This window comes from Streptomyces niveiscabiei (genome assembly GCF_033794345.1).
GTDB lineage: Bacteria > Actinomycetota > Actinomycetes > Streptomycetales > Streptomycetaceae > Streptomyces > Streptomyces niveiscabiei.
On sequence record NZ_JARAYJ010000007.1, the window covers coordinates 190,407 to 216,189 of the forward strand.

The following is a 25,783-nucleotide window of genomic DNA, read 5'->3' on the forward strand; positions in this document are numbered from 1 at the left end:
CGGCTCAGCCCTCGTACCGGGCGCGCAGTTCGTGCTTGAGCACCTTCTGGCCGGCATTGCGCGGCAGGTGGTCCACGAAGCGCACCCGGCGGGGGACCTTGAAGTTGGCCATGCGGCCCCGGGCCCACACGATCACTTCCTGTTCCGTGACGTCCGCGCCCGGCCTCGGCACGACGAAGGCGCAGCCGACCTCGCCTAGCCGCTCGTCCGGAACCCCGATCACCGCCGCCTGCGCTATCGACTCGTGGCCGAGGAGCAGTTTCTCGATCTCGGCCGGGTAGGCGTTGAAGCCGCCGACGATGAACATCTCCTTCTTCCGGTCGACGATCGCCAGGTTGCCGTCCGGGTCCAGGCGGCCGATGTCGCCGGTGTGCAGCCAGCCGTCGCGGTCGATCGTCCCGGCGGTGGCTGCGGGGTCGTCCCAGTAGCCGCGCGTGACGTTGTAGCCGCGGACCAGAACCTCCCCCGCCTCGCCCGCCGGCACTTCCTTCCCGGTGCCGTCCGCGACCCGGACCTCGACGTCCGGGATCGGACGCCCGGCGGTGCGGGCCACGGTCTCCTCGGTGTCCCCGACCCTGGTCGTGGTGACCAGCGCCGTCGACTCCGTGAGCCCGTAGGCGCTCAGCACGATGTCGAAGGACAGGTCCTTCTTCATCGCCCGGATCAGCGACTCGGGGATGGTCGTGCCGCCCGTCATCGACACCCGCAGGGACGACAGGTCGTACGAGGTCCGCCGCGGATGGCTGAGCAGGTCGTGGAAGATGGTCGGCGGGCCGAGGAGGATACTCACCCGCTCCGCGTGGATGATCTCCAGGGCGCGCCCCGCGTCGAAGACGGCCATGGGGATCACGGTCACCCCGTGCATCAGCGCGGCGAGCCAGCCCGCCTTGTATCCGAAGCAGTGGAAGAAGGGCGGGACGACCAGGAACCTGTCGGAGGCGTCGAACGTGTACTCCGTGGACATCCAGCCGTACGCCCGCAGTGTCTGCCCGTGAGTGAGGATCACGCCCTTGGGGTGGCCGGTGGTGCCGGAGGTGAACATCACGTCGGAGACATGATCCGGGGTGAGCCGGTCGATGGACTCGTGGGCCGCCGCCGCGGGGCACTTCTCGCCATGCGCGAGGAACTGACTCCGGTACAGGCCCTCCGCTCCGCCCGGCATCGGCACCGCGGTGCGCAGCGCGGGCAGTCCGGGGTCGGTTCGTCTCAGCTCGGCGATGTAGTCGGTGCCGAGGAACGACGCGGCGGCGAACAGCGCCTTCGCGCCGGACTTCCGCAGGATGTAGGAGAGCTCGGCCGTCTTGAAACGGGTGTTGAGCGGTACGACGACACCTCCCGCGCCCTGGATGCCGAGGGCCGCCACGATCCACTCCGCCGAGTTCGGTGCGCACAGGCCGACTCGGTCACCCGGCCCGATGCCGAGCGCCAGCGCCGAACGCACCGCGTGGATCATCCGGGCCTCCAACTCCCGGAAGGTGAGGCGCACTTCGCCGTCGACGAGGGCCGGGGCGTCGCCGAACCGCTGGGCGGCGACTCTCACCACGTTCGGAATGCTGAGGAATTCCAGGTCGTGTCGCATGACGGGGGCTCCGTTCAGGCACGGTGCTCGGCGGGCAGGCGCAGCAGCCGCTTGGCGATGATGTTCCGCTGGATCTGGGACGTGCCGCCGTACACGGACGCGGCCCGCGAATAGAAGTAGTCGCCCAGGACTTCGCCGCCCTCCCCGTACAGCTCCTCGGGGAAGACCTTCAACGCCGTCTCGTACAGGCGCTGTTCGGCGCGCGTCATGAGCAGCTTGTCCACGGACGACTCGGGCCCCGCCGGCCGCCCGGCGAGCCGTTCGGCGGTGCGGCGCCGGGCATGGGCGACGAGGACCCGGTAGTCGACGACACAGCGGCCGATGTCCGACAGCAGCCCGTCCGGGAGCGAGCCGCGGCGCTCGTGCGCGGCCTGACGGAGCCGTTCGGTCAGCAGCCCGTACGTCGACAAGTGACCGGTGTCCAGGGCGTTGCGCTCGTACGCCACCGTCGTCATCGCCAGCGGCCAGCCGTCACCCTCGGCGCCGATCCGCTCGGTCTCCTCCAGGCGTACGTCGTCGAGGAACAGCTCGCAGAACTCGTCGTCGCCGTTGGCCGCGCGCAGAGGGCGGACGGTCACGCCAGGGCGGTCCAGAGGCAGGACGAAGGCCGAGATGGAGGTGTGGGCGGGTGCGGTGCGGTCGGTGCGGGCCAGGAGCAGGCAGAGGCCGGAGTACTGGGCGTAACTCGTCCAGAGTTTCTGGCCGTTGACGATGTAGTGGCCCTCGGGGCGGCGCTCGGCGAAGGTGCTCAGGCCGGCCAGGTCCGAGCCGGCGCCGGGCTCGCTGAAGCCCTGGCACCACACGTCGTCGCCGGAGATCATGCGCGGCAGCAGACGGCGGCGCTGCTCCTCCGAGCCGAACTCCAGCAGGGCGTGAGCGAGATAGCCGATGCGGGGGACACCGGGCGCGCCCCGCGCCCCCAGTTCGTCGCTGACCGTGACCTGGTGCAGCGCGGTCAGACCCCGGCCGCCGTACTGCTCCGGGACGTCGAGGCCGACCCAGCCGCCGGAGTACAGCCGGCGGTGCCAGCGGTGCAGGAACACGGGGAGCGGCTCGTCGGCGGGCCGTTCGGGCAGCGGGTGGCCGGTCAGCCAGGCGCGGAAGTCGTGGCGCAGGCGTTCCAGGTCCTCGGGGTCGCCGAAGTCCAGGGGAGTGTCCGTCATCGCGTCGCCTCCGGTGCGGCCAAGGCGGTCAGCAGGTCGTCCGTGGTCGCGAGCGCGGTCGCTCCGACGAGGATCCGGCGCAGGTACAGGTGGGCCACGTGCTCCCAGGTCTGGGCGATCCCGCCGAACACCTGCATCCCGGCGTACACGGCTTCCACGGCCGAGGAGTTGACCTCCGCCTTGGCCACGCGGGCCGCGGTCAGCGCACGGTCCGGCGGTTCGCTGTCCAGGCACCAGGCGGCGTAGCGGGTGGCGCTGGTGCAGGCCTCGACGAGGACGGTGGCGTCGGCGAGCTGGTGCCGCACGGCCTGGAAGGAGCCGATCGGCTGTCCGTACTGGCGGCGTTCGCGGGCGTAGTCCACGCTCTGTCCGACGAACGAACGGGCCGCCCCCACGAGTTCGCTCGCGGCCACGACCAGGGCGTACGCCTGCCAGCTCCGGTGGGCGCCCGGGGTGAGCCGGCCGACGGGCCGGCCCTCGGCCGAGGCCCGCCGCACACCGCGCAGCAGGTCCGCGGTCGGTGCCGGGGTCCCCAGCTCGTGCTCGCTCACGCGGCCGTCGGCATGCACGAAGAGCGCCGTGTCCGCGCCGTCGCAGTCCCAGGCGAGGAGACCGGCCGCATCGGGGGCCGGGAAGCGCAGGTCGCCGGCGAGGGCGATGGTGGGGCGGTCGCCGTGGACGGGCCCGGCCCGCTCGCCGTCGTCGAGGAGACGCAGCAGCTCCGGGGCGAGCAGCGCCGTGCCGAGCAGGGACGTGGTCAGGGGCTGCCGGCCGTGCTCCTCGGCGAGCAGGGCGCACTCCTGCACGGTGGCGGCGGGCGGGGAGGTGCGGCGGAGCCCGGTCAGGCCGAGCTCGTCCAGGGCCCGCTGCGCGTCCGCGCGGGCCTGGGCCTTGACGTCGTCGGCCGAGCCGGTGCGGAAGCGGGTCGCGAACGCCCGCAGCATGTCGCGAACCAGTGTGAACTCGTCGCGTTCCACGCTCAGACCTCCTCGGCGGCGCTGGGACGGCGGCTCGCCCGGGCGGCGAGGTCGCCCACGATGCGGATGTGGTCGGGGCTGGTCATGGTGGAGCGCTCGGCCAGCAGCGCCGCCTCCATGCCGCCCCGCGAGACCTGCTCGACCACCGCCGCGAGCGCCGCCTTCGTGGCGCGCAGCGCCTCCGGGGGCTGCGCGGCGAGCCGGTGGGCCAGTGCCAGGGCCTCGCCCATGAGAGCGGGGCCCGGGACGGTCCGGTTGGCCAGGCCGAGTTCGACGGCGGTGGCGGCCGGGACGCGGTCCCCGGTGAACAGGTACTCCTTCACGCGCAGCAGGCTCGTCAGCAGCGGCCAGAGGGTCACTCCGCCGTCACCCGCCACCAGGCCCACCGAGATGTGCGGGTCCGCGAGGTAGGCGTCCTCGGCCATGAGCACGAGGTCGCACCCCAGCGCGAGAGAGCAGCCCAGGCCCACCGCGGGGCCGTTGACGGCCGCGACGACGGGCAGCGGGAAGCGGATCATGTCCGTCTGGATGGTCCGGTCGAGCCGGATGGACCGCTCCCGCAGCTGCGGGTCGTCGTGGTGGCGGAGCAGGTGGTCGAAGTCGCCGCCCGCGCTGAACGCCCGGCCCGCCCCGGTGAGGACGACGGCCCGCGCTCCGGGGTCCTCGGCGAGTTCCCGCCACACCTGGGACAGCCTGAGGTGGAGCTCCGCCGAGACACCGTTGAGGCGGTCGGGGCGGTTCAGCGTGACGATGCGGACGTCTCCGTCGTCGGCCACGGTCAGGACGGGGCTCGCGTCGGTCATGTCGCCGATGTTATTAAAGGTCAGGCCGAAGGTGTCAATGGTGTTGCGCTAAATTGAGAATATCATTCTCGAATCCGGGGGCGGATCAGCCTTCGGGCTCGGTCAGTTCGACGCGTTCCCGGCCGTCCACCTCGGCCGCGGCCCGTGCGAACCCGCACACATGGCGGCTCATCCGCCGCCGGGCCGCCGCCGCGTCACGCGACCGGATGGCCTCGGTGATCTTCGCGTGTGCCTGGGCGGTGACCTCGCGGATACGGGTGTCCATGAAGCCTTCCAGGTTCGTGGCGGCGTAGATCGACTCCGAGAGCGCGCCGAGGAACCCGATGAGCAGTTCGTTGCCGCCCGCCCTCGCCACCGCGTTGTGCCAGCGGACGTTGGCCCGCAGGAAACGGCGGATGTCGTCACCGGTGCCGACCAGCTCGGCATGGGCGGCGTCCAGATCGGCCAGATCCCGCTCCGTGCGCCGGCCGGCCGCGAGCGCGGCGCAGGCCGGCTCGATCGCCTCACGCGTCTCGTGCAGGGCCTCCAGCCGGATCTGCTGGCCTCGGATGACCAACTGCACGGTGTTCGCCAGGGATTCGCGGCCCGGCCGGTGCACGAAGGCCCCGCCTCCGCGGCCCGGCCGGATCTCCACCAGCCGCTCGACCTCCAGGATGCGCAACGCCTCCCGCACGGTCGCCCGGCTCAGTCCCGTCTGCTCCACCAGTTGTCGCTCCGGCGGCAGGGGTGTGCCCTCCGCGAGCTCCCCGGACAGGATGCGCTCACGCACCTCGGACGCCAGCACGTCCGAGGCCTTGGGGACGGTGAGTGTGTCGAAGCGCGGGGTGGGGGGCGTGGGGTGAGCGCTGGGCACGGGTTCAGGCCTCTCGTCGTGCATCGTTTCGGCCGGACCATTCAACACCGCACCCCGCGGTCCGTCAGATGACCAGTCCGCCGTCCACCGGCAGCACCTGCCCGGTGATGAAGGAGGCCGCGTCGGAGGCGAGGAAGACGAACGCGCCCGCGACCTCCGCCGGCTCCGCCCAGCGGCCCAGCGGGATCCGGGCGAGCATCCGCTCCGCGAACTTCGGGTCGGTGCGGATGGTCTCGGTCATCGGCGTCGCCGCCAGTGGTGCGAGCGCGTTGACCAGGATGTTCTTCCGGGCCAGCTCACGGGCGAGTGATTTGGTGAGTCCGATGATGCCCGCCTTGGCCGCCGAGTAGTTCACCTGGCCCAGGGTGCCGGTCAGGCCGGCCGACGACGTGACGTTGATGACCCGCCCGGTCCCGTCCGCCGGCAGGAACGGCAGCGCGGCCTGGGTGCAGTGGAACGCGCCCAGCACATGGATGTCGAGGAGCCGCCGGAACGACTCCTCGTGGAGCTTCTCGAACATCGCGGGCGCGGTGACTCCCGCGTTGTTGACGAGGATGTGCAGCGTCCCGCCGGTGAGCGCGGCGGCCCGGGACACGGCGGCGTCGGCCGCCTCCCGGTCCACCACGTCCAGAGCGGCCCCCTCGGTGCGCAGGCCCTCCGCGGTCAGCTTCCCGGCCACGGCCGCTGCCGCCGCCCCGTCCACGTCGGTGACGAGCACCGCGGCCCCGGCCCGTGCCAGCGCCTCGGCCACAGCCGAACCGATGCCGCCGCCGGCGCCGGTCACCAGCGCCGAACGCCCTGTCAGATCGAACAGTCCCGTTCCTTCGGCCATCCCAGCTCCTCAGTAGCTCCTCGGGAGCCCCAGCGTGTGGGACCCCAGATAGTTCAGGACCATCTCCTGGCTGACCGGCGCGATCCGCGTCAGCCGGGCCTCACGGAAGAATCGCGCCACCGGATACTCCTCGGAGTAGCCCATGCCGCCGTGCGTTTGAAGCGCCCGGTCGGCGGCCGTGAACCCGGCGTCCGCGCACAGGTACTTGGCGGTGTTGGCCTCCCGTCCGCACGGCCGGCCCCGGTCGTACAGCCAGGTCGCCTTGCGCAGCACGAGCTCTGCCGCGTCGAGGTGGGCGAGGGCGTCGGCCAGCGGGAACTGGATGCCCTGGTTCATGCCGATGGGGCGGCCGAACACCTCCCGCTCGCGTCCGTAGCGCACGGCCCGGTCCAGGGCCACCCTGCCGATGCCGAGAGCCTCGGCGGCGATCAGCATCCGTTCCGGGTTGAGGCCGTCGAGGAGGTAGCGGAACCCCTGGCCCTCCTCGCCGACCCGGTCCCGGGCGGGCACCCGCAGGTCGTCGATGAACACCTCGTTCGAGGAGACGGCGTTGCGGCCCATCTTCGGGATCGGGCGGATGTCGACCCGGTCGCGGTCCAGATCGGTCAGGAACAGCGTCATCCCGTCGGTCGGCTTCTCCACCTCGTCACGCCTGGCCGTGCGCGTCAGCAGAAGGATCTTCTCCGACTCCAGCGCCTTGGAGATCCACACCTTGCGTCCGCTGACGACGTAGTGGTCACCGTCCCGGCGGGCGTACGTCGTGATGTTCGTCGTGTCGAGGCCGGCGCCCGGCTCCGTCACCCCGAAGCACACGTGCAGGTCGCCGCGGGCGATGCGCGGCAGGGTGCGGCGCTTGAGCTCGTCGGAGCCGTGTACGACCACCGGATGCATGCCGAAGATCGACATGTGGATCGCGCTGGCGGCGTTCATGCCCCCGCCGGAGCGCGCGACCTCCTCCAGCAGCAGCGTCGCTTCAGTGATGCCGAGCCCGTGGCCGCCGTGCTCCTCCGGGATCGTGATGCCGAGCCAGCCGCCCTCGGCGACGGCGGCGTAGAACTCCTCGGGGAACGCGTGGTCCCGGTCCTTCTCCATCCAGTACCGGTCGTCGAAGTCGCGCAGGAGACCGGCCACGGCCTTGCGGATCGTCTCCTGGTCCTCGGTCAGCTCGAAATCCACGGCGGGGAACCCCTCTGCCGACGACGGATATGCAAAACATACTAAAGGTCAGACCGAAATCAGGGTCAAGAGTCCAGGCGTGGCCCTTCGCCGGCCCGTTGACCGCCCTCGGAAGGGGATCTAGGTTCGGGTCCGCGTATGCGAACGTTGTCCGACATATCGAAAGATCATTGCAACGAGCCGCCATGGAGGTCCAGTTGGAGCTGACCAGGCGCACATTCGCCACCCTCGCCGCCGCCGGCCTGGCCGTGCCCGCGGCTGCCGGCCCCAGCGCCGCGGCCGACGCACCGGACACGTCCCCGCCGTCGGCGGACGGGGCCGCGCACACGGTCGCTTTTGACAAGTACTCGGTACTGATCGACGGCCGTCGGGTCGTCCTGTGGTCCGGCGAGATACACCCCTTCCGGCTGCCGAGCCCCTCGCTGTGGCGCGACGTGCTCCAGAAACTGCGCGCCCACGGTCTCAACACCGTCGGCATCTACGTCGCCTGGAACTGCCATTCGCCGGCGCCCGGCCGGTACGACTTCACCGGCGTACGCGACCTCGACCTGTTCCTGCGCATGGCCGCCGAGGAGGGCCTGTACGTCATCGTGCGCCCGGGGCCGTACATCAACTCCGAGACCGACGGGGGCGGCTTCCCGGGCTGGCTGGCGGTCACGAAGGGCCGGGCCCGCACCGACGACCCCACGTATCTGTCGTACGCGGACGAGTACCTGACGGCCGTGAACGAGATCGTGGCCCGCCATCAGTACACCCGTGGCGCGGGCACCGTCGTCCTGTACCAGTTGGAGAACGAGTACGCGGCCCTCGCCGGAACCGCCACCGGCAGCGCCTACATGGCCCACCTCTACGCCAAGGTCCGCGCCGACGGCATCGACGTGCCGCTGTTCCACAACGACTTCGACCGCAACGGACGCTGGGTCCCCGGCTCGTTCGACACCGGGGGCGAGTCGGGCCGCTGGCTGTACGCCTTCGACGGCTATCCGAATCCGGCCGAACCCGCGCCCGACTGGGGCTATTTCGGCGTGGGCGGCTCGCAGGGCGGCTCGACCGCGAGCCCTGGCACTCCGGGCTTCATCGCCGAGTTCGGGGGCGGCTGGTTCGACCCCTGGGGCGGCGCCCCGTTCTCCGGCAAGGGGTACGAGGAGGTGCGGCGCACCCGGGACGCGGCGTACCTGCGGCGCTTCTGCCTCACCAACCTCGCCAACGGCATCAAGATCCACAACATCTACATGATCTACGGCGGTACCTCGTGGGGCTGGCTGCCCGCGCCCATCGTCTACACGTCGTACGACTACGGGGCCGCGATCGACGAGGCCCGCAACGTCACCCCGAAGATGATTCCGATGCACCAGATCGGCCAGCTGCTCCACAGCGTGCCCGACCTGGCCGAGCTGGACCGTGCGGCGGACGTCACGGCGGCCGGGCTGAAGGCCTACCACCTGACCAATCCGGACACCGGGGCACACGTGTACGTGCTGCGCAACGACTCCGGGGAGCGGGTGAGTCCGGGTGTGCCGCTGACGCTCGCGGACGGTACGACGGTGACGCCCGACGTCACCGTGGGCGCCCATGACGCCAAAATGATCGCCGCGGGCATCACCCTCGCCGGGCGGAAGCTGGCGTACTCGACGGTCCAGCCGATGCTGGCGGTCAGCGCCGGGCGCCGGGGTGTCGCCGTGTTCGCGGGGCGGGCCGGGGAGCCGGCCGAGGTCGCCTTCGCGTACGACAGCGAGCCGGAGGTCACCGTGCTCGGCGGGTCGGCGAGCTTCACCTGTGCGGACGGACGACTGACGCTCCGGGCCCGGCTCGACGGGCTCACACGGGTGTCGATCGGTGACTCCTACCTCGTGCTGTTCGCCGACGACGACACCTCCGCGACGCTGTGGCGCCACGACACTCCGTCGGGCCCGGTCCTGGTGCGCGGTCCGGCACTGCTGCGCACGGCCCGGCTGAAGGGGACGAGCGCGCATCTGACCGGCGACACCGTCGAGGACGCCGACCTGGAGGTGTGGGCGCCGCGCGGGGTGCAGAAGCTGACCTGGAACGGCGAGACGGTGCGTGTCCACGCCACCGCCTCCGGCAGCCTCGCCGCGAAGCGCTCCCTGCCCGGCGCCGCCGACGTCGTCCTGCCGGCCCTGACCGGCTGGCGTCACCGGGTCGAAAACCCTGAAGCGCAGCCCGGCTTCGACGACTCCGGGTGGGCCGTCGCCGACAAGACGTCCTCGTACTCGACGACTCCCGTGCCGGCCGGCCGGCCGGTCCTGTTCGCCGACGACTACGGCTTCCACTACGGCGACGTCTGGTATCGCGGTTCCTTCGACGACGCGCGCGAGGCCGAGTCCGTGAAACTCGCCTACAGCACCGGGACCCAGGGCCTGCTGATGGCCTGGCTGGACGGGCGCCCGCTCGGCACGCACCGGATGCCCGTGCCCACCGCGTCCGAGTCGGGGCGGGGCACCTGGACGGCCGAGGCCGGCTTCAGCGTGCCGCCGGATCTGCGGACGGCGGGCGGCCACGTCCTCTCCGTCCTGGTGCGGCGCATGCAGCACGATCAGGACGGCTGGGCCGCGGACACCCACAAGGCCGCCCGCGGCCTGACCGCCGTGACGTTCACCGGCGTCACTCCCGCCGTGACCTGGCGCCTCCAGGGCGAGGCCGGGAGCGATCCGGTACGCGGGCCGCTCAACACCGGCGGCCTGTACGGGGAACGGCACGGCTGGCATCTGCCGGGGCCCGCAGCGGGGGACTGGGCGGAGGTGGTCTTCCCGCTCGCCCGGCGCCGGCAGGGCGTCGACTGGTACCGGACCACGTTCCGGCTCGGCATCGACCACGACACCGACGCCTCGATCGGCGTCACGTTCGCCGACGACGCCACCCGCGCCTACCGCGTCCAGCTCTACGTCAACGGCTGGAACATGGGCCAGTACATCAACGACGCGGGCCCGCAGCACACGTTCGTCGTCCCCAACGGCATCCTGCGTACCCGGGGCCACAACACGCTGGCTCTGGCGGTGCTGTCCGACGGGACGACACCGGCGGGACCGGGCGAGGTGACACTGACGCTGCTGGGGAGGGCCGCGGGCGGGGTGGAGGTGGCGCCGGTCGAGTCCCCGGGCGCCTGAACCTCGGACACGGCCTGACGGCCGTGCGGCTCCGAGGCACGGGAGCTCCCTGAAGGAAAGGGCCGGGGGCAGGGTGACTCCCGCCCCCGGTCGTCACGCTGAGCAGCGCACCGTCACCCGCGCCTGCGCGGACCGGCTGCCGCGCCCGTCTTCGCGGCGGCGGTCGCGGCCGAGGCGGACTTCTTGGCGGACGCCGTCTTCTTCGTGCCGGCCCTTGAGGCGGTTTTCTTCGCCGCCGGCGCAGTCGCCGGAGCGCCGTCGGGCGCCGGGCCGCCACTGATGCCGCCGAGGCAGAAGGCCCACACCTCCTCCACCGTGATCGGCGAGGGGTGGGCGCCCACCCGGGCCGAGGGGGCCTGGGCCGTGAACATCGCCGTCTGCATGATCAGGGAGGCGGTGCGCCGGGGCTTCGGGGCCACGGCCTGACCGGTTCCGACGGCCTCTTCCACCATCTCGGTGAAGAAGTCGACCAGCGGCACGTGGGCGCTCGCCACCTGGTCCGGGTGAGTGACCAGCAACTGGACGGCGAAGTCGGTGAAGAGCGGGGACTGCCGGCCCTCGCGGGGCTTGGAGGCGTCGTAGAGCCACTCGACCGCGATCTTCAGACGCTCCAGCGGATCCCGCCCCGCGGTGACCTGTTCCCGTATGGCGGCGGCGGACTTCGACAGCGCGTCCTCGAACAGGGCGAGAAGGAGCTCGTGCTTGCCGTCGAAGTGCTGGTAGAAGCTGCGCAGCGACTGGCGGGAACGCTCCACGACCTCCTGCACGGTGAAGTCGGTGGTGCCCTTGTCGGCGATGAGCTCCTGGGCGGCGTCGAGAAATCGCTGCACGCGCTGCTCGGCGCGCAGCTTCGCCGCCCGGGTGGAGCGCTCGACGGCGCGCTGCCGCCAGGCGGGCTCGGGGGTCTCGACGGATTCTGCGGGGACGGCACTCATGGAAGAACGGTACTCCACGCAGGCGGGAAGAGGAGCCCCACTCCCTACCGAATCGCGCTCCGCCAAAAGCAAGAGTCTTACTCGCTCATCCAGAGAATGGTATTCTCGCTTCTGATCCGGGCCCACGCCCGGTGTGCAGCCACCGGTACGGCGGAGGGGGCCGGGCGTGGAGTTCGAACTCGACGAGGAGCAGCAGTTGCTGCGGCGCTCGGTGCGCGAGACGGTCGCCAAGGTGCGGGGCCGGCCCGAGGCACAGCAGTGGGAGACGTATCTTCGGCTTGGTTGGCTGGAGGCGCCCCCGCTGGAACTCGCGCTCATCCTGGAGGAGTTGGGCTACGCCGCCGACCCGACCCCGTTCCTGGCCACCGCCACCTGGTTCGTGCCGCTCGCGGGCCGGCTCCCCGAGGGCAGCGGCACCGCCGTGTTCGACGGCATCGGGCGCTACGTCCTGGACGCCGACCGGGCCGACGAGGTCGCTCTGCTCACCCGCCGCGGCGTCACCGTCGTCCCGGGCGCAGAACTCGCGGCCGAACGGGTCCCCGTGCTCGATCCGCACCTGCACGCCGCCCACGTCCGCGCCGGCGAACTCGCCGCCGGAGTGCCGGACCTCGCCCTCCTGGGGCTCGCCGCCACCTGCGTGGGCGCCTGCCGCCGCATTCTCGACCTCGTCCTGGACCATGTGAAGCGGCGGGTGCAGTTCGGCCGGCCGCTCGGCTCCTTCCAGGCCGTCAAGCACAAGGCGGCCGACATGTACGTGGCCATCGAACGGGCCCGCGCCCTCACCCACTTCGGCGCTCTGACCCTCGCGGAGGACGACCCGCGCCGGACCGACGCCGCGCGCATGGCGAAGGCCGCGGCGGGGGAGTGCCAGCGCCTGGTCTTCCGGCACGGGCTGCAACTCTTCGGCGCCATGGGCTTCACCTGGGAGAACGAACTTCAGTACCACCTCAAACGCGCACAGGCCTGCGACCTGCTCCTCGGCACCGCGTCCGTGCACAGGAAGGCACTGCTCGCATGATGAAGCTGGCCGACGACCCCGAGGTGGAGGAGTTCCGCGCGCAGTTCGCCGCCTTCCTCGACGCTCACCTGCCCGAGGAGGCCGAGGCCCGCGAACGCGCCGGCTCCAGCGCCCACGTCCCCACATGGGCCCGGCGCTGGCAGCGCACCCTGTTCGACGCGGGCTGGCTGCTCCCGGGCCAGCCGCCCGAGTACGGCGGTCGCGATGCCGGCCTGCCCCAGCAACTCGCTCACCTGGAGGAGCTGGCCCGCCGCCGGGTCTACCACAGCTTCAACCCGCAGGGTCTCGGCATCATCGCCGCCTCCCTGCTCACCTTCGGCACCGAGGAGCAGAAGCGCCGCTGGGCCGTGCCGATCCTGCGCGCCGAGATCACCGCCGCGCTCGGCATGAGCGAACCCGAGGCCGGATCCGACCTGGCGTCCCTGCGTACCCGTGCCGTGGCGGACCGGGACGGGTTCGTGGTCAACGGGCAGAAGATCTGGACCTCCGGCGCCCACGACGCCGACGTCCTGCTCACCTTCGTCCGCACCGACCCGGACGCGCCCAAGCACAAGGGGATCAGCGCTCTGCTGATCCCGACCGGCACCGAGGGCGTCGTCCGCCGCCCCTTCGGGTCGATCGCGGCCGAGGACGACCTGGACTTCAACGAGGTGTTCCTCACCGACGTCCGGGTGCCGCGCGAGAACCTCGTGGGCCCCCTGGGCGAGGGCTGGCGGGTGGCGAACGGTTCCCTCGGTCACGAGCGGACGCTGCTGTGGCTGTCGTACGCCGAACGCCTGGAGGACCTGCTGCGCGACGCCGCCGACGCGGGCGCCGGCCAGGAGTGGTACGCCACCCTCCGCATGGACCTGACGGCGCTGCGGCTGCTCGGCCACCGCCGGCTCGGCCCGGACCGGGACCCGGCGGAGATCTCGGTGCTCAAACTGCTGGGCTCCGAGGCCGTCCAGTCCGCCTCCCTGCACGCGTTGGAGGCGCACGGCGCCGAGGGACTGGAGCACCCGAAGCGCACCGGTCCGTACCACCACATGCACCACGAGCACTTCATCTCCAGCTGGTTCGAGCGGTACGCGCGCAGTTTCGCCGGCACCATCGCCGGCGGCACCAGCGAGATCCAGCGCAACATCATCGCCGAGCGCATCCTCGGCCTACCCCGATAGGACGCCGGTCATGGACCAGATCCTGTACGACGCCCAGGACGGCATCGCCACGATCACTCTGAACCGCCCCGAGGCGGCCAACGCCCAGACCATGGCCCTCCTCGACGACCTCGACGCCGCCTGGACCCGCGCCGCGCGCGATGAGGACGTACGGGTCGTCGTCCTCAAGGCGAACGGCCGGCACTTCTCCGCCGGGCACGACCTGAAGGACCGTTGGCCCGGCCCGGGCGAGATCACCCTGGAGTGGATCTACGACGCCGAGACCCGCCGCTATCTGGAGTACGCGCTGAAGTGGCGCAACGTTCCCAAGCCGACCATCGCGGCCGTCCAGGGCAAGTGCATCGCCGCCGGTCTGATGCTGTGCTGGCCGTGCGACCTGATCGTGGCCGCCGAGAACGCCGAGTTCTCCGACCCGGTCGTGCACATGGGCATCGGGGGCGTCGAGTATCACGGCCACACCTGGGAGCTGGGCCCGCGCAAGGCCAAGGAGATCCTGTTCACCGGACGGCCGCTGACCGCCAGGGAGGCCGAGCAGACCGGCATGGTGACCAAGGTCGTGCCGCCGGCCGAACTCGACACCGCCGCCTACGAACTGGCCGGCCGGATCGCCGCGATGCCCCCGTTCGGCCTGCGCCAGGCCAAGCGGGCGGTCAACCAGACGCTCGACGTCCAGGGCTTCTACGCCGCCCTCCAGTCCGTCTTCGACATCCACCAGACCGGGCACGGCAACGCGCTCAGTGTGGACGGCTTCCCGATCCTGACCCGTCTCGACGAGATGAAACGGCGTCTGAAGCAGGGCTGAACCGGCGGGGGCCCCGGCTCAGCCGAGCACCGCGGTGAACGGGGGGAGGTCCACCGCGGTCCGGATGCCCGGGGCCGCCGCGCAGACGGCGGGGACGGCGTTGACGGCCCGGTGGGCGGTGTAGCCGGGGGAGACCGCGGCCAACCGCTCCAGCGGCACCGGGAAGCGCATGTCGATGTCGAGGGGCGCGTCGCCGTCGACCCTCAGATGCCACCCGGTGGGACGCAGGTCCCAGGCCGGGTCGAGGTCGCCGGTGCAGTACCAGGTCGCGTTGAACTCCAGCAGCGTACGGCCGCCCCGCAGGCCGGTCAGTGTCATCCGCTGCGCCGCCACCGTCCCGGCGCGCAGGACCACGGCGGCGATGCCGGTCGTGTGGGCCGCCGCGGCGAACCGCCCACGCGCCTCCACCGAGTCCAGCGGCAGCCCCAGGGCGTCGGCCACCAGACGCAACGACGGTCCGAAACCGCGCCGGATGTGCGCCAGGCGGTCTTCGCCGAACGCCGCGGCCGGCTCCCGGCCGAAGCCCATGCTGTCGAACAGCAGCTCCGGCGAGTTCCGCCTGGACAGATCCGCGTACTCGTGGATGGTCAGGTTGTCCAGCCGCCGCTGCACCGAGGCCAGCACGATGGGTACGGCCTCGGTGATGAAGCCGGGGCTGCTGCCGGTGTCGTGGAGGGAGGTGCCGCCCCGCTCGCAGGCCGCCTCGACCCTGCGCCGGACGGCGGGATCCATGCTCGCCGGGTGGTGGAACCCGCCGGTCGTGGTCACGACGTTCGTGCCGGACGCGAGCAGAGCACACAGCTCGTCCAGGTCGGCCGTGCGCGGCATGTACAGCACGCAGTCGGCCCCCAGGCCGAGCACGTCGTCGAGACGGTGGGTTGTCCTGACGCTCGTGGGGCCGCTCCCGCACAGCTCGCCTGCGTCACGGCCGGCTTTGCCGGGGGAGTGGACGTGAACTCCCGCCAGCACCATGTGCGGATGGTCGACAACGGCGCGCAGCGATCGCGCGCCGATGGTCCCCGTGGCCCACTGGACGACGCGAAGCGGCCGGTCGGGGCGTACGGAACGCGGCATGTCCATCCTCCCGGCTACGTGGCCGGTCCGCGGTCGCGCATGCCCCCGTCGTCCATTCCCGGATCGGGTTCCACCGCGAAGGTGTTGTAGGCCATGGCCTGCATCCGGTACGCGCCGACCGTGAACACGAAGTCCATCAGCTGCCGTTCGTCCATGTGCTTCGCCAGCTCTTCGTACAACTCGTCGGACAGGGAGGAGGTGGTCTCGAGTTCGTCCACCGCCCGGTTCAGCAGCGTGCTCGCGCCCTGGCGGACCTCCTCCACTTCCTCCTCCGTCACACCGGCCTCGCGTGCGATCAGCACGTGATGGGCCCACTCGTAGCGGCACCGGTGACGCCAGGCGACCCGGAGGATCGTCAGCTCGCGCGTCCTGGCGGGCAGCGTGCTGCGGTACAGCAGGTGCGTGCTGAAGGTCAGGAACGCCATGGCCAGCCGCGGGTGGTTCAGCAGCAGGCCGAGGGCGTTGGACGGCGGGACGGTGCGCCCGCCCGTCAGCGGACGCAGCACCTCGCCGTCCCATTCCTCGTACGGGACGGGACGCAGCCTCGTCATGTGTTGCGGCCCCCGTTCACACCGATGATCTGCCCGGTGATGTACCCGGCTTCCTCGCTGGCCAGGAAGGAGCAGGTCGCGGCGATGTCCTCGGGGCGGCCGACCCGGCGGACCGGCGTGCGCGCGATGTGGTCCTCGATGGTGCCGCCGAGCCGCTGCTCCCGCTCGGCGGTGCGCAGCATGGGGGTGTCGATGAAGCCGGGCGGGATCGCGTTCACCGTGATGCCCTTCGGCCCGAGTTCGAGAGCCAGGGACTTGGTGAGTCCGTTCACGGCGGACTTGGCCGCCACGTAGTGGGCCATGAACGGCTGGCCGGAGTGGGTGCTGGAGGAGGAGATGTTGATGATCCGGCCCCAGCGAGCCCGCACCATGTCCGGCAGGGCCGACTGCACGCAGTGGAAGACACCGTTGAGGTTGATGTCGACCACGCGCTGCCAGTCGGCGAAGGGCAGGTCCGCGAAGCGGGTGAAGCCGTCTTTGCCGGCCGCGTTGACCAGGACGCTCACGGGGCCGAAGCGCTCGCGCACCGCGTCCATCGCCTTGTCCACCTGGGCGCGGTCCGTGACGTCCACGGTCAGTCCGAAGCCGTCCTCGGCGGGGGAGAGGTCGAGCGCGGCCACGTTCAGCCCGTCCGCGGCGAGCCGGTGCGCGATGGCACGGCCGATGCCGGAGGCCCCGCCGGTCACGACGGCGGTCGGTGCCTGCGCGGTGCTCATGCGAACGCCTCGTCGCCGACGGCGGTCGTGCGGTGCGGCAGCCGTTCGGAGCTCTCGGCGAAGGGCAGGGCCCGGTGCGGGATGCCGGTGTTGTCCCGGACCACCAGGTCGCCGACTGCCCAGTCGTGGGTGTGGCGGAAGCGCTCCTGGGTGGTCCGGTCGAGCAGTTCCTCCAGCAGGGCGTGGCCGTCGCGGCGCTGCCACACCAGGGCCGCTTCGCGCGAGGGCCGGGTGCGCCAGGCGGCCGGCTCCCGCTCGCCGGGGTCGGGGTTCACCAGCCGCCGGGCGGCCTCGAAGCTGTGCGCCACGCGCAGGGTCTCGTACGCCGCGTAGGTGCCGGCGAAGTCGGTGCTGCCGCCGGTCATGGCGACCTGGCGGGCAGTGGGCGTGGTCGCTTTGACCGGCACATCGTCGGTGGTGCCGTCGAGGTGCCAGAAGAAGGCGCCCTTGAGGTACTTGGCGGTTCTGCTCTTCTCCGGATCGACGGAGACCGGGAAGATCTCCTGGCCGTTCAGCGCCACCACTTCGCCCAGCCGGCGGCTGAACGCCGGCTGCCGCTCGTCGTCGAGGTGCAGTCCGCGTACCAGCAGGACGCCCCGCCACGTGAGCGCTTCCGCGCAGCGGTGGACGAAGGAGTCGTCGAGCGGGTCCGTGACCCCGGTGAACTCGACCCCGAGCGCCGGGCTCAACGCTTTCGATTCGATCATGAAAACACCCCTTCTGAATACGAGAATCCTATTCTCGTCGGGCGAGGGCGGGAACCCCCGTGCGTGCGGGGTTGCCGGGTGATGAGCCCGGCTGGTTTGAGTATGTGATTCTCGTGTCCGAATCCTTGCTTCGCGCAAAGAGAGAATGTAGTTTCCGAACCACCGAGCGAGGAGGCTGGGATGCGGTTCAAGGACAAGGTGATCATCGTCACCGGAGCCGGCCAGGGCATCGGCGAGGGATACGCCCGGGCGCTGGCGGCCGAAGGCGCGCGGGTGGTGGTCGCGGAGCTGAACGAGGAGCGGGGCCGGCGGGTTGCCAAGGAGATCGGAGACGCCCTGTTCGTGCGGACCGACGTGGCCGACCCCGCGTCCGCCGTAGCGCTCATCGACACCGTGATGCGCGAGTTCGGGCGGATCGACCACCTGGTCAACAACGCCGCGATCTTCCACGGCATGCGCCGCGAGGGCATCGTCACCGTCGACTACGACTACCTCGACCGCTTCCTGAAGGTGAACCTGCTCGGCGCGCTGCACGTCACCCGTGCCGCCCTGCCCTACCTCAAGGCGGGCGCGGCCGTCGTCAACCAGTCGTCGACCGCGGCCTGGCAGGCCACCGGCTTCTACGGACTCGCCAAGGCCGGCGTCAACCACCTCACCGCCTCCCTCGCCGCCGAACTCGGGCCGCGCGGCATCCGCGTCAACGCGATCGCGCCCGGCCCGACGGACACCGAGGCGGCCCGCAGCATCATCCCCGAGGAGCACCGCACGGCCATGGTGCAGTCCTTCGCCCTCAAACGCATGGGCACCGCCGCCGACCAGGCGGGCGCCCTGAAGTTCCTGCTCTCCGACGAGGCCGCCTGGGTCACCGGACAGGTCATCGCCGTCGACGGCGGATCGGTGGTGCGGCTGTGAGCCCTCTCGTCGCCAAGTCCCAGTTGATCGACGGCAAGCTGGTCGCCGCGGACAGCACCTTCCCCTCGTACAACCCCGCCACAGGTGACCTGCTCGGCCACGCTCCGGACGCCACGAAGGCCGACGCCGAGGCCGCGGTCGCCGCGGCCCGCCGCGCCTTCGACACCACCGGATGGGCCACGGACAAGGACCTGAGGCTGCGCTGTCTGCGCCGGCTCCACCAGGCCCTCGACGACCACCGCGAGGAGCTGCGCGAGCTGACCATCGCCGAGGTCGGCGCGCCCCGCCAGCTCACCCACGGCCCCCAGCTCGACGAGCCGATCGGCCTCGTCACGTACTACGCGGACCTCTTGGCGGCCTACGAGTTCACCGAGGACCTCGGGGAGAAGGAGAGCCGCGGCCAGCGCCACCACCGCTGGGTGGAGAAGGAGGCGGCCGGGGTCGTCGCCGCCATCCTGCCGTACAACTTCCCCAACCAGCTCGCCCTGGCCAAGCTCGCCCCCGCGCTCGCGGCGGGCTGCACCGTCGTCCTCAAAGGCGCCCCGCAGACCCCCCTGACCACCCTCGCGCTCGGCGAACTCATCGCGGAGCACACCGACATCCCGCCCGGCGTCGTCAACATCCTCAGCTCCTCGAACGCCGGGACCGGTGAACTGCTCACCACCCACCCCGACGTGGACCTGGTCACCTTCACCGGCGCCACCACCACCGGGCGGGCCATCATGGCCGCCGCCTCCGGCACCGTGAAGAGGGTCTTCCTCGAACTCGGCGGCAAATCCGCCATGATCGTCCTGGACGACGCGGACTTCACCAGGGCCGCCATGTTCGCCGCCTTCACCATCTGCTCCCACTCCGGCCAGGGCTGCGCCCTCACCTCCCGCCTCCTCGTCCCGCGCGCCGACCACGATCGGATCGTGCGGCTCGTCGCCGCGGGCATGGAACGCGTCCGGGTCGGCGACCCGGCCGATCCGAAGACCGCCATGGGCCCGCTCATCAGCGAACAGCAGCGCGACAAGGTGGACGCCATGGTGCGGCGCGCGGTCGAGGCCGGGGCGAGACTCGTCCGCGGCGGCAAGCGCGTCGATCCCGGCTGGTTCTACGAACCCACCCTCCTCGCGGGCGTCGACCCCGACAGCGAGATCGCCCAGGAGGAGGTCTTCGGACCCGTCCTCGCGGTCATCCCCTACGACGACGAGGACGACGCCGTCCGCATCGCCAACCACTCCAGGTACGGCCTGTCCGGCGCCGTGCACAGCGCCGACGACGAGCGCGCCATTCGCCTGGCCCGCCGCATCCGCACCGGCACCTTCTCGATCAACGGCGGCAACTACTTCTCCGCCGACGTGCCCTTCGGCGGGTACAAGCAGTCAGGCATCGGCCGGGAGAGCGGACGCGCCGGGTTCGAGGAGTTCCTGGAGGCGAAGGCATTCGGCCGCGTCGTACCGCCGAAGGAGGCGGCATGAAGCCGCTCGAAGGCATCCGCGTCCTCGAAGTCGCCATGTACGGCTTCGTGCCCTCGGCCGGGGCCGTGCTCGCCGACTGGGGCGCCGACGTCGTCAAGATCGAGCACGCCGTCACCGGCGACCCGCAGCGCGGACTGCGCCAGACCGGCTCGTTCCGCGTGGAGGGCGACCCCAACCCCAACGTCGCCCACGCCAACCGCGGCAAACGCTCCCTGGGCCTGGACATGTCCCGCCCCGAGGGCCGCGAGGTGCTCTACGAACTGGTCAAGGACTCCGACGTCTTCCTCACCAGCCTCATGCCCGGCGCCCGCGCCCGCCTCGGCATCGACGTCGACGACATCCGCGCCGTCAACCCGCGCATCGTCTACGCCCGCGGCAGCGCCCTCGGACCGCGCGGCCCCGAGGCGGACAAGGGCGGCTACGACATGACCGCCTTCTGGGCGCGCGCGGGCACCGCCGCCAGCGTCACCCCGCCCGGCAGCGACGGCATGATCAGCCCACCCGGGCCCGCCTACGGCGACACCGTCTCCGGCACCAACCTCGCCGGCGGCGTCGCCGCCGCCCTGCTGCGCCGGGAGCGCACCGGCGAGGCCCCCGTCGTGGACGTCTCCCTCCTCGGCAGCGGCCTGTGGGCGCTCGGCCACACCATCGCCGTCTCCGTCCACCTCGACCGCCCCTGGGAGGGGGTGACGCCCAGTGCCCACGGCTCACCCACCAACCCGCTCTCCGGGCTCTACCGCACCTCCGACAACCGGTTCATCGCCTTCGTCATGCTCCAGCCGGCCAAGTTCTGGCCCGACGTGTGCCGCCGCATCGGCCGGCCGGAACTCGCCGACGACGCCCGCTTCGCCACCGCCGAGGCCATCGCCGAACACACGAAGGACGCGGTGGAGATCCTCCGCGAGGTGATCGCGAGCCGCACCCTGACAGAGTGGTCCAAGGACCTCGCCGCGCTCGACGGGCCCTGGGCACCGGTGCAGGACACCCTTCAGGCCGCAGCCGACCAGCAGGTCCGCGCCAACGGCTACATCGGGCAGGCCGGCGACCTCGAACTGGTCACCAGCCCGGTCCAGTTCGACGTCCAGGACACCCGCCTCCACGCCGCCCCGGAGTTCGCCGCCCAGACCGAGGAGATCCTCACCGAGCTCGGCTACGACTGGGACCGCATCCTCGCCCTCAAGGCGAGCGGCGCGATCACCTGACCGCCGAGCCGGGGCGCTCGCCCACGCCCCCCGCACTCCCTCACCTCCCTCGGACGACGGCGTCCGAACTCCCCGAGGAGGCACCATGCGCAGGATGCTGATCGGCGCGGCCACCGCGGTCGCGGTGCTGCTGGCCGGCTGCTCCACCCGGTCGGGTGACGGCCCCGGCACCGACTTCGCCCAGCGGTCGAGCCCCGCCACCGAGAAGAGCTCCGACTTCGGCACGCTGAAGGACGTGTGCGGCCCCGGCACCGCCAAGGCCTCTTCCGTCCAGGGCGTCACCGACGACGAGATCCAGGTCGGCGTCATGTCCGACATCGGCTTCACCAAACGGTCCGAGTTCGTGGACGCCGCGAAGGTGTTCACGTCCTGGTGCAACGATGCCGGCGGCATCAACGGGCGCGACCTCGCCCCCGTCACCCGCGACGCGAAACTGATGGAGGTCCGCCAGCGGGTGCTGGAGGCATGCAAGGCGGACTTCGCGCTCGTGGGCGGCGGCTCGGCGCTGGACAGCCTCGGCGTCAAGGACCGTCTGAAGTGCCTGCTGCCCAACTTCCCCGCCCAGTCCAGCCAGATCGGCGCCATCGGCTCGGACCTCCAGGCCCTCGCCTCCGGACCGGTCGCCGGGTACTTCGGGTACGCCGGCTACTACTCCTGGCTGCTGAAGGACAAGTATCCGGACTCGGCGGGCAAGGTCGGTGTCATCGCGGGCGACGCCCCCGTCACCAAGGTCATGGCCGCCCAGTTCAAGGAAGCCGTCGCCGGTCTCGGCGGCACGGTCTCCTACAGCGACCTGTACCCGGCGGCCGGAGTCTCCGACTGGACGCCCTACGCCCAGTCGATCAAGAAGGACGGCGTCAAGGGGCTCGTCTTCCTGGGCGACTTCGCGAGCCTGGCCAAACTGGAGCAGGCCCTCACCGGCATCGGGTACACCCCCGACTGGATCGACGCCAACAGCAACGCCTACGGCCCCGCCTTCCCGCAACTGGCCGGCGCCGCCCTGGGCACGCAGCACAACTACGCCGAACTCTTCGCCACCGCCCCGCTGGAGAGTGCCGCGGACAACCCGGCCGTCCAGCAGGTGATCGACCTGTTCGAGAAGTACGCCCCCGGCAAGCAGGTCACCTATCCGGCCCTGCGCGCCTTCTCCGCCTGGCTGCTGTTCGCCACCTCCGCCCGCGACTGCGCCGAGCTCACCCGCACATGCGTGTACGAGAACGCGATGAAGAACACCGCCTTCACCGCAGGCGGCCTACAGGCCCCCTTCGACCTCACCTCGAAGGAGCCGCCCAAGTGCTACGTCATCGTCGAGGCGACCGCCAAGGGCTGGCAGGCGGCCGACTTCGAGCCCGACCAGGGCGCCTACCGCTGTGACGCCCCCACCTACCAGTACAAGGGCGCCTACGGCAAGCCGGCCACCCTCGCCGACGTCGGCACGTCCATGGCCGACCTGACCTGACATGAACCGGAGGTGAGCGACGTGAAGGTACGCGTCGACCCCGAGCGCTGCCAGGGGCACACCCTGTGCGCCATGCGCGCCCCCGAGGTCTTCGAGCTCAGCGAGATCGACGGACACTCCTCGCCGGTCGCCGAGGACGTCCCCGGCGATCAGGAGGACGCGGTGGTCGAGGCCGTCCGCTCCTGCCCCGAACGCGCGATCGGTGTGTTCTGAGCCGTACCCGGCGGACCGAGAGGAAGCACAGCCCATGACCGCACCGGACACCACCGGCGACGAGGCCCGCAAACAGCCCCACGTCCACTTCGACCGGCATGCCCCGGAGTACCGCGACCGGTTCGAGGAGCAGACCCGGGCATTCCACTCGGGCTGCCCGCTCGCCTGGACCGACACCTACGACGGCCACTGGGTGGCCGCCGGCAACCGTGAGCTGCTCGCCTTCGCCCGGGCCGGTGAGAAGCTGTCCAACGACCACGACGTGCACGGCGAGCGCCGCGGCTACCGGGGCATCAGCATCCCGGCCCCGCCCCGCGGCAGGGGCCTGCGCGGCGGCTTCCTGGAGATGGACCCGCCCGAACAGCGCGCCTACCGCACCGCCCTCAACCCCTACCTCTCCCCGGCCGCCGTCCAGCGCTGGGTCCCGTTCATCGACGACGTGGCCCGGGCCTGCATCGACGAGAGGATCGAGACGGGCCGGATCGACTTCGTCGACGACCTCGCCAACATCGTCCCGGCCGTCTTCACGCTCGCCATGATGGGCATCCCGCTGAAGAAGTGGGAGCTGTACAACGAGCCCGCCCACGCCGGCGTCTACACCCCGCCCGACTCGCCGGAGATGGCCCGGGTGGTGGAAGGGCACATGGCGATGATCCGCGACATCGCCGCCACGCTCCGGGAAGTACGCGCCCACCCACGGCCGGGCCTCGCCGACGCACTGGCCCGGCTGCGGATCGACGGCGAGGCCCCGCCCGAGGAGGACCTGATCGGAGCCCTCGCCCTGCTCATCGGCGGAGGCTTCGACACCACCACCGCGCTCACCGCGCACACCCTGGAGTGGCTGTCCCAGCACCCCGGCGAGCGGACCCGGCTGAGCCGGGAGCGCGACACCTTGCTGGACACCGCCACGGAGGAGTTCCTGCGCTACTTCACCCCCGCTCCCGGCGACGGCCGCACCGTCGCCGAGGACTGCGAGATCGCGGGCGCCGAGCTCAGGGAGGGCGACCGGGTGTGGCTGTCCTGGGCGATGGCCAACCGCGATCCGCGGGTCTTCACCGACCCCGACCAGGTCGACCTCGCCCGCGGCGGCAACCGGCACACCGCCTTCGGCCTGGGCATCCACCGCTGCATCGGCTCCAACGTCGCGCGGACCGTCTTCAAGCGGATGCTGCTCCAGGTCCTCGACCGGATGCCCGACTTCGCGTGCGACCCCGAGGGAACGGTCCACTACGAGACCATCGGTGTCATCCAGGGGATGCGCCACCTCCCGGCGACCTTCACGCCGGGCCACCGCCTCGGACCCGGACTGGCGGAAACCCTGGGGAACCTTCAACAGGCCTGTGACGAACACGGACTGGCCGAGCCGGTCACGGTCCGCAAGGCGGAGGCGAAGATCCGTTGAGCGAGGACGGGAACGCTGTCCGTCCACAGCCGGAGATCCGCCAGGAGACCGAGTTCTTCTGGAGCTCCGGCCGGGACGGACGGCTCCGCTTCCAGACCTGCACCGCGTGCCGGGCACTGATCCACCCGCCGCAGCCCGTCTGCCGCCACTGCCGCGGGCACGTGACCGAGGTGGGGGAGGTGTCGGGCTTCGCCACGCTGATCGGCTTCACCGTCAACCACCGTTTCCCGTTCCCCGGCCTGCCCTCGCCGTTCGTCGTCGCCCAGGTGGCGATCGAAGAGGACCCGCGCGTCAGGCTGACCACTGACGTCGTCGGCTGCGCGCCGGAGGACCTGCGGATCGGGATGCGCATGGAGGTGGTGTTCGAGCGGGCAGGTGAGGCCTGGCTCCCCCTGTTCCGGCCGTGCGCCGAGCAGCCCCCGCCCGCGCCCCTTCCCGAGGACCCTCCGGTCACCCCGTATCTGCGCCCGGCGCTGACCGGGGTCCGGTTCGAGGACCGCGCGGTCATCAGCGGCGCCGGAGCCTCACGCATCGGCCGCCGCCTGTTGGTCCCACCCCTCGACCTCACCGTCGAGGCTTGCGAGAAGGCCGTCGCCGACGCGGGCCTCACCCTCGACGACATCGACGGCCTGTGCACCTACCCCGGCGGCGGCGCCTACGGCGGCTTCGCCGAGGGCGGTGTGACCGCGCTGGAGTCCGCGCTCGGGATCCGCCCGGTGTGGCACAACGGCGCGGGGGAGACCCCGGGCCCGGGCGGTTCGGTGATCGCCGCGATGCTCGCGGTCGCGAGCGGTTTGGCCCGGCACGTGCTGTGCTTCCGCACGGTGTGGGAGGCGACGTACGGCGCACTCGCCCGGCAGGGCAGGATCTCCGTGCCCCGGCGGGCAGACGCGGAAGGCTGGTTCAAACCCTTCGGCGCCGTCTCGCCCGCGGTCATGCTCGCGATGAACGCCCAGCGGCACATGCACCGCTACGGCACCACCCGGGAGACCCTCGGCTGGATCGCCCTCAACCAGCGTGCCAACGCGGCCCGACACCCGGACGCGATCTACCGCGACCCGCTCACCATGGACGACTATCTCTCCGCGCGTACCGTCACCACCCCCTTCGGCCTCTACGACTGCGACGTCCCCTGCGACGCCTCCGTCGCGGTGGTCGTCTCCGCCGCCGAGACCGCCCCCGACCTCCCCGGGCCATTGGTCCGCGTCGAGGCCGTCGGCACGCAGATCGTCGAACGGCCCGAATGGGACCAGTCCACCCTCACGCACGAGCCCCAGGTGCTCGGCCAGGCCGCCCACCTGTGGACCCGCACCGACCTGCGCCCCGCCGACGTGGACGTGGCACTGCTCTACGACGGCTTCACCTTCAACTGCCTGTCCTGGATCGAGGCGCTCGGCTTCTGCGGCATCGGCGAGGCCCGCGACTTCCTGGACGGCGGCAAGAACATCGCCCCCGACGGCCCGCTGCCCTTGAACCCGCACGGCGGTCAGCTCTCCCACGGCCGTACCCACGGCATGGGCCTGCTGCACGAGGCCGTGCTCCAGCTGCGCGGCCAGGCGGGGCGGCGGCAGGTCGCGGACGCGCGCACCGCGGTGGTCTCCAGCGGCGGGCTCACCCCCAGCGGCGTACTCCTGCTCAGGACGGACGCATGATTTCCAGGACCG

General features: G+C 71.6%; 23 protein-coding genes. 11 read left to right on the forward strand and 12 right to left on the reverse strand.

All coding sequences use genetic code 11. From position 1 onward, the window contains the following. Positions 1-4 precede the first annotated feature (4 nt). From PV682_RS12405 to PV682_RS12435, 7 genes are all read right to left on the reverse strand, one after another. On the reverse strand, positions 5-1,579 hold the full coding sequence (locus PV682_RS12405) for a FadD3 family acyl-CoA ligase (RefSeq protein WP_319728213.1): 1,575 nt from the start codon (positions 1,577-1,579) through the stop codon (positions 5-7). Positions 1,580-1,593: 14 nt separating this feature from the next. Next, positions 1,594-2,742 carry an acyl-CoA dehydrogenase family protein gene (locus PV682_RS12410; RefSeq protein WP_319728223.1) on the reverse strand — a complete coding sequence of 383 codons (1,149 nt, stop codon included), beginning with the start codon at positions 2,740-2,742 and terminating at the stop codon, positions 1,594-1,596. Next, positions 2,739-3,719: an acyl-CoA dehydrogenase family protein gene (locus PV682_RS12415; protein WP_319728236.1), complete on the reverse strand. Its 981-nt coding sequence runs from the start codon at positions 3,717-3,719 to the stop codon at positions 2,739-2,741. Before PV682_RS12415 ends, PV682_RS12410 begins: the two co-directional genes overlap by 4 nt. A 2-nt stretch (positions 3,720-3,721) precedes the next feature. After that, positions 3,722-4,522: an enoyl-CoA hydratase/isomerase family protein gene (locus tag PV682_RS12420; RefSeq protein WP_319728245.1), complete on the reverse strand. Its 801-nt coding sequence runs from the start codon at positions 4,520-4,522 to the stop codon at positions 3,722-3,724. 85 nt (positions 4,523-4,607) lie between these two features. Continuing rightward, on the reverse strand, positions 4,608-5,375 hold the full coding sequence (locus tag PV682_RS12425; protein ID WP_319728253.1) for a FadR/GntR family transcriptional regulator: 768 nt from the start codon (positions 5,373-5,375) through the stop codon (positions 4,608-4,610). Positions 5,376-5,439: 64 nt separating this feature from the next. After that, positions 5,440-6,207 carry an SDR family NAD(P)-dependent oxidoreductase gene (locus tag PV682_RS12430; protein WP_319728258.1) on the reverse strand — a complete coding sequence of 256 codons (768 nt, stop codon included), beginning with the start codon at positions 6,205-6,207 and terminating at the stop codon, positions 5,440-5,442. Between the two features lie 9 nt (positions 6,208-6,216). Further along, positions 6,217-7,383 (reverse strand): acyl-CoA dehydrogenase family protein, encoded by a 1,167-nt coding sequence (locus tag PV682_RS12435; protein WP_319728264.1) that lies wholly within the window; start codon positions 7,381-7,383, stop codon positions 6,217-6,219. Positions 7,384-7,580: 197 nt separating this feature from the next. Between PV682_RS12435 and PV682_RS12440 the strand changes: the two genes are divergently transcribed. Then, positions 7,581-10,508 (forward strand): glycoside hydrolase family 35 protein, encoded by a 2,928-nt coding sequence (locus tag PV682_RS12440; protein WP_407705658.1) that lies wholly within the window; start codon positions 7,581-7,583, stop codon positions 10,506-10,508. A gap of 113 nt (positions 10,509-10,621) precedes the next feature. On the opposite strand, the gene PV682_RS12445 is transcribed toward PV682_RS12440, so the two are convergent. Next, positions 10,622-11,443, reverse strand: coding sequence for a TetR/AcrR family transcriptional regulator (locus PV682_RS12445; RefSeq protein WP_319728285.1), 822 nt, complete (start codon positions 11,441-11,443; stop codon positions 10,622-10,624). A 166-nt stretch (positions 11,444-11,609) separates the two neighbouring features. On the opposite strand from PV682_RS12445, the gene PV682_RS12450 reads away from it, so the two are divergent. From PV682_RS12450 to PV682_RS12460, 3 genes are read left to right on the forward strand one after another with little or no spacing between them, the layout of a single operon-like run. Next, positions 11,610-12,461 carry an acyl-CoA dehydrogenase family protein gene (locus tag PV682_RS12450; protein ID WP_319728310.1) on the forward strand — a complete coding sequence of 284 codons (852 nt, stop codon included), beginning with the start codon at positions 11,610-11,612 and terminating at the stop codon, positions 12,459-12,461. Beyond that, positions 12,458-13,618, forward strand: a complete 1,161-nt coding sequence (locus PV682_RS12455) for an acyl-CoA dehydrogenase family protein (RefSeq protein WP_319728321.1) — start codon at positions 12,458-12,460, stop codon at positions 13,616-13,618. The genes PV682_RS12450 and PV682_RS12455 overlap by 4 nt, the downstream gene beginning before the upstream one ends. A gap of 10 nt (positions 13,619-13,628) precedes the next feature. Further along, entirely contained in the window at positions 13,629-14,420 is a 792-nt protein-coding gene (locus tag PV682_RS12460; RefSeq protein ID WP_319728330.1) for an enoyl-CoA hydratase, read from the forward strand. An 18-nt stretch (positions 14,421-14,438) separates the two neighbouring features. Here PV682_RS12460 and PV682_RS12465 read toward each other — a convergent pair whose 3' ends face one another. The 4 genes from PV682_RS12465 to PV682_RS12480 are packed head-to-tail and all read right to left on the reverse strand — an operon-like array spanning position 14,439 to position 17,468. Next, entirely contained in the window at positions 14,439-15,494 is a 1,056-nt protein-coding gene (locus PV682_RS12465; RefSeq protein WP_319728340.1) for an NAD(P)H-dependent amine dehydrogenase family protein, read from the reverse strand. A gap of 14 nt (positions 15,495-15,508) precedes the next feature. After that, entirely contained in the window at positions 15,509-16,045 is a 537-nt protein-coding gene (locus tag PV682_RS12470; RefSeq protein ID WP_319728362.1) for a carboxymuconolactone decarboxylase family protein, read from the reverse strand. Then, on the reverse strand, positions 16,042-16,761 hold the full coding sequence (locus PV682_RS12475; protein WP_319728369.1) for an SDR family NAD(P)-dependent oxidoreductase: 720 nt from the start codon (positions 16,759-16,761) through the stop codon (positions 16,042-16,044). The genes PV682_RS12470 and PV682_RS12475 overlap by 4 nt, the downstream gene beginning before the upstream one ends. Beyond that, positions 16,758-17,468: a TauD/TfdA dioxygenase family protein gene (locus PV682_RS12480; protein WP_319728379.1), complete on the reverse strand. Its 711-nt coding sequence runs from the start codon at positions 17,466-17,468 to the stop codon at positions 16,758-16,760. The genes PV682_RS12475 and PV682_RS12480 overlap by 4 nt, the downstream gene beginning before the upstream one ends. Before the next feature lie 180 nt (positions 17,469-17,648). On the opposite strand from PV682_RS12480, the gene PV682_RS12485 reads away from it, so the two are divergent. From PV682_RS12485 to PV682_RS12515, 7 genes are all read left to right on the forward strand, one after another. Further along, a complete protein-coding gene (locus PV682_RS12485; RefSeq protein ID WP_319728385.1) occupies positions 17,649-18,380 on the forward strand; it encodes an SDR family oxidoreductase in 732 nt (243 codons plus the stop codon). After that, positions 18,377-19,843 carry an aldehyde dehydrogenase family protein gene (locus PV682_RS12490; RefSeq protein ID WP_319728395.1) on the forward strand — a complete coding sequence of 489 codons (1,467 nt, stop codon included), beginning with the start codon at positions 18,377-18,379 and terminating at the stop codon, positions 19,841-19,843. The genes PV682_RS12485 and PV682_RS12490 overlap by 4 nt, the downstream gene beginning before the upstream one ends. Further along, positions 19,840-21,045 (forward strand): CaiB/BaiF CoA transferase family protein, encoded by a 1,206-nt coding sequence (locus PV682_RS12495; RefSeq protein WP_319728402.1) that lies wholly within the window; start codon positions 19,840-19,842, stop codon positions 21,043-21,045. The genes PV682_RS12490 and PV682_RS12495 overlap by 4 nt, the downstream gene beginning before the upstream one ends. A gap of 85 nt (positions 21,046-21,130) precedes the next feature. Beyond that, positions 21,131-22,504: an ABC transporter substrate-binding protein gene (locus PV682_RS12500; protein ID WP_319728410.1), complete on the forward strand. Its 1,374-nt coding sequence runs from the start codon at positions 21,131-21,133 to the stop codon at positions 22,502-22,504. Between the two features lie 12 nt (positions 22,505-22,516). Beyond that, entirely contained in the window at positions 22,517-22,717 is a 201-nt protein-coding gene (locus PV682_RS12505) for a ferredoxin (RefSeq protein WP_319728418.1), read from the forward strand. Between the two features lie 34 nt (positions 22,718-22,751). Beyond that, entirely contained in the window at positions 22,752-24,119 is a 1,368-nt protein-coding gene (locus PV682_RS12510; RefSeq protein ID WP_319728434.1) for a cytochrome P450, read from the forward strand. Beyond that, positions 24,116-25,771, forward strand: a complete 1,656-nt coding sequence (locus tag PV682_RS12515; protein WP_319728443.1) for a thiolase C-terminal domain-containing protein — start codon at positions 24,116-24,118, stop codon at positions 25,769-25,771. The genes PV682_RS12510 and PV682_RS12515 overlap by 4 nt, the downstream gene beginning before the upstream one ends. Positions 25,772-25,783 lie beyond the last annotated feature (12 nt).